The 11,300-nt window shown below is 70.0% G+C and carries 12 protein-coding genes; 5 read left to right on the forward strand and 7 right to left on the reverse strand.

What is annotated here, in order from left to right; genetic code table 11:
- Nucleotides 1-259 precede the first annotated feature (259 nt).
- Together Sdagh_RS24410 and Sdagh_RS24415 are read right to left on the reverse strand one after the other, a co-directional pair.
- Nucleotides 260-628, reverse strand: coding sequence for an MmcQ/YjbR family DNA-binding protein (locus Sdagh_RS24410; RefSeq protein WP_190078698.1), 369 nt, complete (start codon nucleotides 626-628; stop codon nucleotides 260-262).
- Nucleotides 625-1,020 carry an MmcQ/YjbR family DNA-binding protein gene (locus Sdagh_RS24415; protein ID WP_190078697.1) on the reverse strand — a complete coding sequence of 132 codons (396 nt, stop codon included), beginning with the start codon at nucleotides 1,018-1,020 and terminating at the stop codon, nucleotides 625-627. The genes Sdagh_RS24410 and Sdagh_RS24415 overlap by 4 nt, the downstream gene beginning before the upstream one ends.
- A gap of 129 nt (nucleotides 1,021-1,149) precedes the next feature.
- On the opposite strand from Sdagh_RS24415, the gene Sdagh_RS24420 reads away from it, so the two are divergent.
- Entirely contained in the window at nucleotides 1,150-2,082 is a 933-nt protein-coding gene (locus tag Sdagh_RS24420; RefSeq protein ID WP_226535662.1) for a helix-turn-helix domain-containing protein, read from the forward strand.
- A 342-nt stretch (nucleotides 2,083-2,424) separates the two neighbouring features.
- Here the strand turns inward: Sdagh_RS24420 and Sdagh_RS24425 are convergent, their stop codons facing one another.
- Nucleotides 2,425-3,405 (reverse strand): alcohol dehydrogenase catalytic domain-containing protein, encoded by a 981-nt coding sequence (locus tag Sdagh_RS24425; protein WP_190078706.1) that lies wholly within the window; start codon nucleotides 3,403-3,405, stop codon nucleotides 2,425-2,427.
- A 153-nt stretch (nucleotides 3,406-3,558) separates the two neighbouring features.
- Nucleotides 3,559-4,995, reverse strand: coding sequence for a carboxylesterase family protein (locus Sdagh_RS24430; RefSeq protein ID WP_190078695.1), 1,437 nt, complete (start codon nucleotides 4,993-4,995; stop codon nucleotides 3,559-3,561).
- Between the two features lie 859 nt (nucleotides 4,996-5,854).
- Between Sdagh_RS24430 and Sdagh_RS24435 the strand changes: the two genes are divergently transcribed.
- The gene (locus Sdagh_RS24435; protein ID WP_190078694.1) at nucleotides 5,855-6,145 is read left to right on the forward strand and encodes a hypothetical protein; all 291 of its coding nucleotides are present in this window, start codon (nucleotides 5,855-5,857) and stop codon (nucleotides 6,143-6,145) included.
- A gap of 148 nt (nucleotides 6,146-6,293) precedes the next feature.
- On the opposite strand, the gene Sdagh_RS24440 is transcribed toward Sdagh_RS24435, so the two are convergent.
- From Sdagh_RS24440 to Sdagh_RS24450, 3 genes are all read right to left on the reverse strand, one after another.
- A complete protein-coding gene (locus Sdagh_RS24440) occupies nucleotides 6,294-7,319 on the reverse strand; it encodes a hypothetical protein (RefSeq protein WP_190078693.1) in 1,026 nt (341 codons plus the stop codon).
- A gap of 69 nt (nucleotides 7,320-7,388) precedes the next feature.
- Nucleotides 7,389-7,901 (reverse strand): hypothetical protein, encoded by a 513-nt coding sequence (locus Sdagh_RS24445; protein ID WP_190078692.1) that lies wholly within the window; start codon nucleotides 7,899-7,901, stop codon nucleotides 7,389-7,391.
- 416 nt (nucleotides 7,902-8,317) lie between these two features.
- The gene (locus Sdagh_RS24450) at nucleotides 8,318-8,728 is read right to left on the reverse strand and encodes a MerR family transcriptional regulator (RefSeq protein ID WP_190078691.1); all 411 of its coding nucleotides are present in this window, start codon (nucleotides 8,726-8,728) and stop codon (nucleotides 8,318-8,320) included.
- Between the two features lie 201 nt (nucleotides 8,729-8,929).
- On the opposite strand from Sdagh_RS24450, the gene Sdagh_RS24455 reads away from it, so the two are divergent.
- The 3 genes from Sdagh_RS24455 to Sdagh_RS24465 all read left to right on the forward strand — a co-directional run bounded on the left by Sdagh_RS24455 (nucleotide 8,930) and on the right by Sdagh_RS24465 (nucleotide 11,271).
- Entirely contained in the window at nucleotides 8,930-9,859 is a 930-nt protein-coding gene (locus tag Sdagh_RS24455) for an alpha/beta hydrolase (RefSeq protein ID WP_190078690.1), read from the forward strand.
- A 294-nt stretch (nucleotides 9,860-10,153) separates the two neighbouring features.
- Nucleotides 10,154-10,606 carry an AAA family ATPase gene (locus Sdagh_RS24460; protein WP_229879963.1) on the forward strand — a complete coding sequence of 151 codons (453 nt, stop codon included), beginning with the start codon at nucleotides 10,154-10,156 and terminating at the stop codon, nucleotides 10,604-10,606.
- Nucleotides 10,603-11,271, forward strand: coding sequence for a hypothetical protein (locus Sdagh_RS24465; protein WP_190078689.1), 669 nt, complete (start codon nucleotides 10,603-10,605; stop codon nucleotides 11,269-11,271). Before Sdagh_RS24460 ends, Sdagh_RS24465 begins: the two co-directional genes overlap by 4 nt.
- The last annotated feature ends 29 nt before the right edge of the window (nucleotides 11,272-11,300 follow it).

The raw sequence follows: 11,300 nt of genomic DNA on the forward strand, positions 1-11,300 counted from the left end.
GCTAAAAGCATGCCCGAAACAGCCTTGCCGAAGGTCGAGCTCCCATCGCCAGACCGCCATCGCCAGGCGGGACGAGGCTGCCATCAAGAAAGCGCCGCCCCCGGCCGCCTGCCACCGCTGGGTCACTGAAAGCCGTGCAAGTCGGCTGACCCACGAGGTCTCCCCGGCCGCCTTCGGCGGCCAGTCCTTCACCACCTGCACTCCGCCCGGCAACGCGCGCCACCGACGGCTAAGCGGCTCGCGGAGGAGCTCGCGGTGCTCAGCGAGCAGCGAGACGGTCGCGTCGTGGCAGCCGCTTGATGACCAGGTCGTATGGATCCTCGACCGCATCGGTGACCAGCTGCTTGGTGATGCCGGGGCCTGGCCTCAGCGAGATCCGGTGCCGTTTGTCGAGATAGCGGCCCGGTGTGATCGACGCGTAGCCGTGTTCTTGCGCGCGGGCGTGTTCGGGTTCGCACTTGACCGTGATGATCTGCTCGTCCGGGTCGTCGGTGACGATCAGGGACACCTTGCCCGCGACCTTGTACACGTCCAGTGCAGGGGTGAAGGGGCGTCCGTGGCTGACGCCGGGAAGGGCGAGAGCCGCCTGGCGGGCGGTGTCCTGGAGCCGGTCGCCGGCCGCGCTCACTGGGCTGCCCGGGTGCCGTTGCCGTAGGTGTGCGGGTCGACGGGTTGCTGGGCCTTGGGCAGGTGGGCGACGACGAGCAGGTAGGAGTCGGTGACGAGTTCCCTGACGAGTTCCTTGCCGATGCTGTCCCCGCCCTCCAGCGTGATCCAGTGCTTCTTGTTCATGTGATAGCCGGGAGTGATGTGGCTGTTGTGTTCTTGCAGGGCGAGGGCCTCACCAGGGTCCGCCTTGAGGATCACGACAGGCCGGCCGGGGACGTCTGTCATCAGCATGAACACCTTGCCGCGTACTTTGAACACCTCCCAGTCGGGGCCGAAGGGGTGCTCCAGCTGGGCCCCGGGAAGTTCTTCCGCACAGTCGGCGGCGGTCTTCTGCAGGGTCGGTCCGTCCATGGGCGGTGGGCCTCCTCGGGTGGTAGGGGACTGCGGCATCGAAGGACACGGAGCGCATGTCGCGCGGTCCTGGCGGCACGTCCCATCCTTCCCTCGAAGCCGACAAAGAGGGCGGTAGGCTGCGGACACGTGATGGTCGGCAAGCGACACCCCAGCCCGAGCGGACAGGCCGGATCGGCCGCGGTCCCGCTGTACGGTTTCCAGCCCCCGGTCGGCACCCCGTACGGCCTTGAGGTCAGCCTCATCGAGGACTTTTTCGCCCAGCACGACGACTGGCCGTGGAACCCGCCCCTCCCGGGACGCGCCACCTTCCACTACCTGATCCTGGTCATCGAGGGTGAACTGCGGCACGACGTCGACCACGTCACGCGGAGCGTCGTCCCCGGCCAGTGGCTGTGGGTGCGTCCCGGACACGCGCAGTGCTGGCATCCGCCCGGCACCGCCCGCGGCCCGTTCATCCTGTTCGAGCCGGACGTGCTGACCGCCGACACCGCCCGCCTCCTGGCCCCGCTCACCTCGCACGAGGCCCCTGCCGTACTGAGCCCGCACCCCGACGACGCCGCCTGGCTCCAGCAAACGGCGCTCCAACTCCTGGACGAACACCGCGCGCTCGGGCGCCGCCCCCTCGAAGTCCACCACGCCCTGCGGCGCAGCCTGCTCGAATCTCTGCTGCTGCGCCTCGCCAACTCCGCCGGCGTCGCCCCTCCCGACACGACGGCCGCCAGGGGGCGCGCTGACACGTACGGACGGTTCGTGGACGCCCTGGAGCTGCACTTCCGCGAACTGCACCAGGCGGCGGACTACGCCGAGCTGCTGGGCTGTTCGGTCCGCACACTCAGCCGCGCCGCCCGGGACGCCACCGGCAAGGGGGTACGGGAACTCATCGACGAGCGGCGGCTGCTCGAAGCCCGGCGTCTGCTGCGAGGTGCCCGGTGGGCCGCGCGGGATGTGGCCGTACACCTCGGCTTCACCGACCCCGCGAACTTCGGCCGCTTCTTCCGCGCCCGTACCGGTCTGACTCCGGCCGCATTCGCGGCCCGCGAAGCCACCACCGCCCCGTGAGCGCGAAGGCGGCGGCCGCAGCCCCCGTCCACGCCCCTTGCCGGTGGCGGGCCGCCAGTACCCGACCGAAGTACGCACCTGGGACCCGGGCGCTGGCGCGGCGCGAGTGCGGTCCGGGACGTATTCGGTCGCTGTCCAGGGCCGCCCGCGCGGCCCGGGTCGGGCGACGCCGGGTGTAGGTGGGCAGCGTCTCCAGGCGGAGCCATCCGGCGTACAGCACGCCGATGAGGGGCAAGGACTTTCCCACGTCGGCCCCTCCGGCACGCGACCAGCTTGCCACGTAGCGCCGTGACGGCGATGTCCCTCAGGTCGTGCACGCCGCCCTGTGCTGCTCGACGTCCTTCAGTCGTCGAGCAGCACGACGTGCTTGCCCGGTGTCCTCCCGGACTCGACGTCGGCCTGGGCGTCGCGCACCTGCTCCAGACCTCGGTAGGTCTTCGCGACCGGGACGTTGAGCCGGCCGTCGGCGATGGCCTGGAGCTGCCGCTGGAACACCTGGGCCGGCAGGTCGGCCGCCTCACCCGCGTAACTGGTCAGCCGCACCCCGCTGGGGATCATGAACGGGGTGAAGTCGGGGACGGTCCACCCGCCCCCCAGGGCGCCGGTGAAGCAGACGGAGCCGTGCACCCGTACGCATCCGAAAGTGTCCGGCAGGACGGTGCACCCCACCAGCTCCAGCGCCGCGTCGACGCCTTGCGGTACCAGGTCCCGTACCTTCTCGGCAATCCGCCCGTCGTCCACGACCGGATGGTCGACGCCCATCGCCCGGAGCTCGTCGCCGCGGTCGGCGTTGCGGGTGGTGGAGATGACGGTGACGCCGATCTCCTTGGCCATCGTCGCCGCGCTCAGCCCCACCGTGGAGGTGCCGCCGCGGATGAGCAGCGTCTGCCCGGGCTTGAGGTCCAGGCCGCGGGTCAGGGATCCGTAGGCGGTCTGGAACATCTCCGGCAGCGCGCCGACCACATCCCACGGCAGGCCGGTCTCGAGCGGGATGACCTGACCGGCAGGGACGGTCACGTACTGGGCGTACGCGCCGTCGTACGAGCGGCCCATGCCGCCCATCATCGTCGCGACCTGCTGGCCCGGTCGCAGACCGCTGTCCTCATCGGCCTCGTCGACCGCGCCGACGCCCTCGATGCCGGGCACCCGCGGATAGGTGACCTCCGCGTCCGACTCACCCTTGCGGGTGGTGACCTCGGACTCGTTGACGCCGAACGCCTTGACCTTGATCCGTACCCAGCCGGACTTGCGTACCGGCACCGGCACGTCCTTGATCTCCAGGGCGTCGAGGCCGCCAGGGCGGGTGACGACGACGGCCCGCATCGTCGCGGGTGCGGCGCCGTCGACTGCTGTGGTGTGGTTCATGGCAAGCTCCTTGTCGTGTTCGCACGCCCTCGGGTGTGAAAGTGGGCCGGGTGAGGCTCCTGGCGCAGGCACCTGCTGATCACGTAGGTCTTGCTTGTTGACCGTTGGCTGTCAGGGGCGGTCGATGCCCTCGTACCGGTCGAGGACGGCCTGGTAGTGCGCGCCGGCCTCGAGGGGGAGGTTGCCGACGCCTTCCGCGTTGGGGCGGTCGATGACGGCGGGCCACAGCCGGTTCCGCTCGCCAGTGGCGAAGTCGAGCACGATGTCGCGGATGCGGGTGTCACGCTCGGCCTGTTCGGCACTGCGGCCCGGCTGCTCCTGGCCGACCAGGGCGTACAGCTCGGTGCCGTGCACGGCGGGCGCTCCCTCGGCGGGCCCGACCAGGAGGAGGTGGGCGTTTCCGCCCGCAGCGGCGTGGGCCAGGGCGCCGCGGGCTGCGGACACGGCGAAGGCGTAGTCCGTCAGGTATGCGGCGCGGACCTCGGCCGGGGTGCGGCCGTCCCGGTTGTAGGCGCCGACGATCTTCTGGGCACGGGTACGGGGGATGCGCCATCCTGCGATTTCGTCGGTGACGGCCTCGATGGTGTGCGGGTCGAACCGGTCGAGGTCGTTCGCCACCCACCAGCCCATCTCGTCACTGGCCGCGCTCAGCAGGACGTCGACGTCCCGGTGCGTGCCGGAGGCCAGGACGTCCATGGGGTGGGCACGCAGCACCGCTCCGGGCTGTCCGGCGTCCAGGACGACACCGATGCTCGTGCCCAACATCCCGCCGCGGACGCCAATGTCGGTGGGGGTGACCTTGTGCAGGGCGGCCACCAGCGCGGCCGTGTCGAGGTCGATGAGCTTGTCCGGGCTGTCCGCGACACCGAGTTCGGTGACGAACCGGTGCGCAAGTTCCTCGGCCCACCAGGCCGGCTGGATACGCGAGGGGCCTCCGGAGAATCCGGCCAGGCGCCGGTACAGGCCGTTGGCTGCAGGAGCGCCGAGCAGCCCGAACGCGGAAAAGGCGCCGGCGCTGTGGCCGTAGACGGTGACGTTGTCGGGGTCGCCGCCGAAGTGGGCGATGTTCTGCTTGATCCAGGTCAGCGCGGCGATGACGTCCTGCAGGCAGAGGTTGCTGGCCTCGGCGAGAGCACCACCGTACTGCGACAGAGAGACCGCGCCCAGAGCTCCGAGCCGGTAGTTGATCGACACACCCACCACCCGCCCCGTCGCGGCGAGACCGGAGGCGTTCGAGGCGATCTGCGTGTTCGCGCCGTACTCGAAACCGCCGCCATGGATGTACACCGTCACCGGCAGTGCCGCGCCGACCGGCTGCTCGGGGGCCCACACGTTCAGGTTCAGGCAGTCCTCGCCCATGCCGCTGTCCGCCTCCAGCCAGTCGCCGCTGTCCGGCTGGACCGGGACGACACCCTTGCGGTCGTAGGGGCGGTCCGGATCGAAGTCCGCGAGCACGGGCCGCCGGTATCGCTCGGCGGTGGCGTACGGGATTCCCCACCAGGACCGCACCCCTGGTGCGGTCGGGGCCTTGGGTGCGGTGGCGGTCATGGGATGTCCTTCCGGCGCGATGCGGGTGTGTCACGAGGTGTGTCGGCGGCAGGTTGCTCGCTCTCAAATCGTCACCTGGGATTCGCCGAGGCGCCTTGCAGGCAGCGGTCACCTGGTAGTCGCCAGGTGACACTTCTCTGCTCCCTGTTTTCGTAGCCCAGGCGGCCGCGCGCTCGCTGGGCGACCTGAGGTCTGCCGTCAGCAGGCCGACTGAACCTCGGCCGGGGGAAGCCTGCCGAGCAGGCACAGCGCGGCGGGCGTGAGGCGGTCGTGGCGGCTGACAAGACAGCGGGCAGGCGGACTGCTCGAACTCAGGCCGTCGCGTCGGCCGGGTACCGGAGCGCCCTCGGTGAGCCCGAGCGCGGCCAGGCCGCGGCCCAACCACCTTCCGGGCGGGAGGCCGGCCATCTCCTGGGCGTCCTTCAACGACTGGCCGACCGGGCGGCGGCCGTCCCCGAACGCGACTCCGCGCACGTAGTACCGCCACGCGTTACGCCTCTGAACCTTCGCGACACTCAGCATCCCCACAGGGGACACCGGCCCTGACCTGCGGAAAAGCGCGATCCCGTACGGCGGGAGAGTTCACCGCAACTTCACGGCCGAACCCGCACGACGGGCACTTCCGGCGAGATCGCGCCCGCCCGACGGACACCACCAGGGCCATGTAAATGCTGCGCGGAACCCAGTCACACACGCCTCACCCACCCCGGAAACCGCCAGTAGACGACTTCACCGCCAACGAGCGCACATCTACGTACCGCTCCCCCACCCGACGGCCGAAGACGCCGCGCCCTGCTCCACGTCACCGACTCTCCGCCCCCGGCAGCGCCGGGGGCTTCTTGCTGCCTGGAGGACCGACGTGCCGACCTACGAGACCTCTCCCCGCTTCACCAGCGACCTGGACCGACTCACCCCAGAACAGCGCCGTCGCTTCCGCCGGACCGTGGCGGCCTTCGTCGAGGATCTGCGCGCCGGGGCCTTTCGTGCTGGCCTGCGCATCAAGGGTGTACGGCGCGCGCCCGGCGTCTTCGAACTCACCTGGGACGGGAACGGTCGCGCCACCTGGTCCTACGGGCCGCCGATAGTTCCCGGCGAGCAGCACATCGTCTGGCGCCGGGTCGGCACCCACAACATCTTCGCCGGGCCCTGATCCGTCAGCGCGGCGTGCGAAATCTCACGCGAGCGTTCGAGTCAATTCGAACGCGGTCGCTTCAATTGAAGCGCCGGCCGTAGAGCGTTGCCCTTCATGCCAGCGGCCCACGACCGGGGAGGTCGTGGGCCGCTGTGCGCCGGGAGTATCAGCCCTTTGGGGCGTGCAGCGCCTTGTTCCGAATCGCGGTGGCCCTCTTGATGATGACCTGCCGAACCCGCTCGTACTCCTCAGCATCGTCCGGGTCGGCGGCGGCCTGAGTGAAGACGTCCTTGGTAATCGCCCGATTCACCGTGTTGAGCGTCTTGAGCGCGTCCTTGAGTGCGACCATGTGCTCAGGGACGATTTCGGCGTCCTCGATGTCGTCGCCTTCGTTCCCAGCCGTGCTGGATTCCTGGGGGCCGGACGCCGACGCCTCGCCGTCCGGCGTGCGAATTCGCACGCCATCGTTCGAATCTTCTTCGAACATGGCAGGTTCGTCGTCGCCTCCGCCGTGTCCGAGCGTGCGGCGGGTGACGCGCTCGATCGTGGCGCGGGCCTGCTCTGGCACCTCGGGGAGTGCGGACGGCAGCTCCTTCCGCACGGCTTCAAGGGTCTCGGCGGTGGTCTTGTCCCCCAGTTCCTCCGTGACCTCGGAAACGACCTGGAAGAGCAGGATGGCGGCCTCGGTGCCGTGCTGCCGCTGCGCCTTGCGGGTTTCTTCGATTTGTCCGGGGTTGGGTACTCGCCCGGTCTGCGCTGCCGTCTCCAGGGCCAGCGGGGCGCCGGAGCGCAGGCGGCGGATGTACGACGCTGAGCGGCCGGTGAGGTCGTTGACGTATGCCGCATAGGTGGGGTGGCTGCGGCGCCACCACTTGCCCTTGGCAGCGCGCTCCAGGCCCTGGGCGATGATCCAGATCGCGGTGTTGCCCGCGGCGACGGCGGTACGGATGACGCTTTCGGTCTTGTCCTTCTGCTGTCGTTCCGTGTCGGTGAGCTCCGAGGTGTCGTCTTCCGCGACGGCCTGGACCTCGTCGAGGCTCGGCAGGGAGTCGGCCAGCTCCTTGAGCGACGCGATCGGGTCGGCTGCTGCCTGCCGTCCCTCGAGGATCGCCTCGGTGCGGGCGGCGACCGCAGAAGCCGGGCTGTCCGTGGTGCTGTCACCGTTGGAAAACATGCTCGCGATCGAACTCACCGGGCGTCCCCGAGGCTCCGGGGCACCCCGGCAGGCGTGTTTGTGCTCGCGGCGGCAGAGGGCGGCTGGTCAGCGGACGCCAGCCGCGGCCCATCCGGCCCGCACCTGCTCGTATGCCTCACGCACGGCGTCCGCGTCGGGTGGAGGGCCGGTGTGGCCGGGTGGCAGGCCAAGGGGGTGGAGTGCCGCGGCGGTCAGCATGCGCACGGCCGGGATGTCCAGCATCAGCATGGCCGCGACACGCTGCAGATCCTCGGTGATCTGCTCGACGGTGCGGTCGAGACCGTATCCGAGGTCCTCGAGCAGCTCCCGCAGGTCGGCGGCCTCGGGCTCGCCGGCCTGCGCGCGGCGGAAGGCGGCCAGGACCTGCCAGAGGTAGTCCAGCTCCCATCCGGGCAGGAACAGCACCCTGATGCCCTCGCCCTCGCCCTGGCCCTCGCCGTCCGCCGGCTCTTCCATCTCATCGGCCAGGCGGCCGATGACACAGGCCGCTCCCTCCAGGACACCGACGGACAACACGACCCGGTCCCCGTCGAACCGGTCGGTGGCGACTGCGGCGGCTCTCGCAACGACGCGGAGCACCCCTTCCTCGAGGTACCGCACCTCCTGCAGCCACGAGGAATCACCGGGCAGGACACACGGCCGGTCCGGATCACGCAACCGCGACGCCACCACAAAGCCCCCCCACTCCAGACGCTGCCAGCGCCAGCATTCCGCATCACCCCCACCCCCAGCGCCCTCACCCGGAATTCCGTCCCGACCCCACCGCCGCGGTGACGGCGGCGGAACGTGGCAACCCCGGCCAGGATCCGGAGTTCAGGGAGCCGCGGTTCAGGACCTGTGTCGTGCCGTCGGCGGCTGCCAGCAGCAGACCGGCCTGCCGGGGGGTCGGTGGCCGCCTCCGGCCGGCGGCGAAGCTGAGAGGTCGTTTTCTCCCGTTGTTTCATCCCGTAATGCGGCCTTCATTATGGGATGAAACAACGGGAGAAAACGACCTCTCAGACGCTGGCCTCTTCGGCGCGGCCTGGTGTGTGTTCCTGCTGCCCGTTCGTCTCGCGCAGGGCCGCGAGGTAGTCGGCGATCGCGTCCCTGTTGCGGGTCAGACAGTCGATGCGTGTCGTCAGGCGAGCCTGCTCGGCTTCCAGGAGCGCGACCATCTCCGGTGTCAGGCCGGAGAAGCGGATGCTGCTGTGCGGGGTGGAGATGCACGGCAGGATCTGCTGGATCAGGCGGGTCGGCAGACCGGCTTGCAGCAGGTCCCGGATCTGCACGATCCGCCCCAGGGCGTTTTCGTCGTACTCCCGGTAGCCGTTCTCGGAGCGACCGGGCACGAGCAATCCCTGCTGTTCGTAGTACCGCAGCAGTCGCGGAGTCGTTCCCGTGTGCTGCGCCGCCTCTCCGATGCGCATGTCCTCGATCTTAGAAGACCGTCTCCATAGGGCCGTGACCTGCACGGTTTGACCTTGACATCAGTGTCAGGGACGCACACTGACGACGTTGGCGAGGCCACCGGAACCGTTTCGGCGACGACCGCCCGCAGGACATGTGTCTTGTCCGTGTGGTGTACCGGGGCCGCGCGATCAGCGACATCGACGAAGGACGTGAGCACCATGAACTTGACACCAGAGGCCACAGCGCTGCTGGGACGCTGGACGCAGGCGGCCAGCATCATCGCTCCCGCGCTTGCGGGGGGAGGTGGCCTCTCCTGGGCGGAGGTGCGGGAGTCCTACGGCAAGCAGCTCGCCGCCGCCCTCCCGGCACCGCAAGGCGTAACCTTCGAGCAGACCACGCTCGACGGCGTGCCGGCCATGCTGGTGGTGCCGGAGGAAGTGACCGATGACCGGACCCTGCTCTACATCCACGGCGGAGGCTACGTACACGGGGCGGTCGAGGGCTACATCGGGCTGACCGGCCACTACGCCAAGCGCCTGCGGGCCCGGGTCTACGTGCCCGACTACCGCCAGGCACCCGAGCATCCGTTCCCCACCCCCATCGAGGACGTGTTCACCGCCTACCGGGCGCTCCTCGCGGCGGGGACCGCTCCCGAGAAGATCGCGATCTCGGGCGACTCCGCCGGGGGCGCGATGGTGATCACCATCATGCGCAAGGCACGCGCCGCGGGCCTGCCGCTGCCCGTGGCGGGCGTGGCCATCTCGCCCTGGGCCGACCTGACGCACTCCGGCCCCTCGGCACGCAGCCGCGCCCACACTGACCCCCTGTGCGGCGTGGACTTCCTGGAAGCGCTCGCCCGTTCCTTCCTGGGCGACGCGCTGCCGACCGATCCGGACGCCTCCCCCATCTTCGCCGACGTGCGCGGCCTGGCCCCGACACTGATCCAGATGGGGGAGAACGAGGTGATGCTCAGCGGCGGTGTCACGCTCGCCGACCGGCTCGCCGAACAGCGCGTGCGTACCACCCTTGAGGTATGGCCCCACATGTTCCACGTCTGGCACCTGCTGGCTGGCCACATGGCCGAGTCCGACGAGGCCCTCGATAACGCCGTCTCCTTCATCACCCGGGAGTACGAGCGAGCGCGCTGAGCCGGCACCCCCACGCATCCCGGCCTCCCGGCTCCGCCTGTCCCACCCTGTGGAGGGGATCCTCGGCTTCCAAGGCTTCGGGTGCTGCGGGCGTTCGATCGCCACCTCGGTCATCACGAGTCCGTCGTCGATGGCGCGGCGGTGCCCGCCGGGATGCGGGCTCGAGGCAGCGGGGCATCACCTGGCTCAACGCGGTCAACGAGCAGGTCGTGGGCAACGGACAGATGGCTGTGGTGTGACATCAGCGGCGGGACAGATGCCGCCGACGTTCTCAAGCTGATCCTGCAGCGCCGGATGGCCCGGAAGCTCAACACGGTGATCGACGCGACCAACGTCGAACAGGGCGTGCGGGTGGAGCTGGTAATGGCCGCTAAGCGGCACGGCATGCCGACCGTCGTGGTCGTCGTCGCCACGCCGCTGCCGGTCTGCCTGGAGCGGCAGGGCCGGCGGCCGGACAACCGGCGCGTGCTCGAGGACGTCGTCCGCGCCCAGCACCAGGCCATGGTCCACTCGCACCAGAGGCTCGCTGCCGAAGGTTTCAACACCGTCGTCTTCGCCAGCGCCCTGTACCGCCTGGAGCCGTTCCTGAGGCCCTGGACGACGTGGACGCAGCCGGGGTGCGTCTTGCCCTTCGGGACGGTGCCGATGTGCGGGGCCAGCCGCTCCCAGGTGCCGGTGGTGACCCGCCCAAGGACCAGGGTGGAGAAGCTCTCCCGCGCCTCCGGACCGAAGGGGCGGTTGAGGTGACCGGCGAGCAGGACGTGCATGCGGGTCTGGGGGCCGGCCAAGAAGAGTTCCTCGAGCGCGTCGATGGCCGGGGACGTCTTCGGGGCGCCCTTCTCCCGGACCGTGTCCCAGTGGCGGGCAAGGCGGTTCAGGGTGGCGTCGGCAACCTCGAACACCACGGTCAGGCGCGGCAGATCGTCGGCGTCACCGTGCTGGTCAATGTGGTGGAGGCGGCGCACCAGTTCGGCCTGGAGACCGACCAGGGCGTCGTGGATGTCGGCGATGTCGCGACAGTACGTCACGCCGGGCAGGCCCTGGGCCCACCGGTGGGAGATCCGCTTGAGGTCGAGGACCAGGGCGTGGCCGCCGTGGTGCAGGAACTGGGCGGTGAGGGTGCGCAGGACGGTCGAGGTGCCGCCGCCGGTGCCGGAGCAGACCAGGACGTGCGGCGATCCGGCGTCCAGGTCGACGCAGACCGGCTGTCCGTCGGTGGTCAGACCGATCAGGACCAGGGAGTCGGGCAGGGCCTGAAGCTGCTCGCGGACGCCCGGGTCGGACAGGCACAGCACCTCGGGGAGGTTGGGCGTGGCGGCGGTGTGCTTCTGCGTCATGGTGCGGTGTTCCGTTTCTGTGCTGTGCCTGGTGAACCGGGTGTTCTCCAGGACTGGGGGGATCGTGTCGGCTGAACCGGACAGGCCCGTGTTGGCGGGCTTGG

The organism is Streptomyces daghestanicus, from assembly GCF_020521275.1.
GTDB lineage: Bacteria > Actinomycetota > Actinomycetes > Streptomycetales > Streptomycetaceae > Streptomyces > Streptomyces griseoviridis.

What these genes read in the sequence shown, in the direction of transcription:
- Sdagh_RS24415 (WP_190078697.1), bottom strand. Translation starts at nt 1,020, where the DNA reads ATGGACGGACCGACCCTGCAGAAGACCGCCGCCGACTGTGCGGAAGAA.
- Sdagh_RS24425 (WP_190078706.1), bottom strand. Translation starts at nt 3,405, where the DNA reads ATGCGGGCCGTCGTCGTCACCCGCCCTGGCGGCCTCGACGCCCTGGAG.
- Sdagh_RS24430 (WP_190078695.1), bottom strand. Translation starts at nt 4,995, where the DNA reads ATGACCGCCACCGCACCCAAGGCCCCGACCGCACCAGGGGTGCGGTCC.
- Sdagh_RS24450 (WP_190078691.1), bottom strand. Translation starts at nt 8,728, where the DNA reads ATGCGCATCGGAGAGGCGGCGCAGCACACGGGAACGACTCCGCGACTG.
- Sdagh_RS24455 (WP_190078690.1), top strand. Translation starts at nt 8,930, where the DNA reads ATGAACTTGACACCAGAGGCCACAGCGCTGCTGGGACGCTGGACGCAG.
- Sdagh_RS24460 (WP_229879963.1), top strand. Translation starts at nt 10,154, where the DNA reads ATGGCCCGGAAGCTCAACACGGTGATCGACGCGACCAACGTCGAACAG.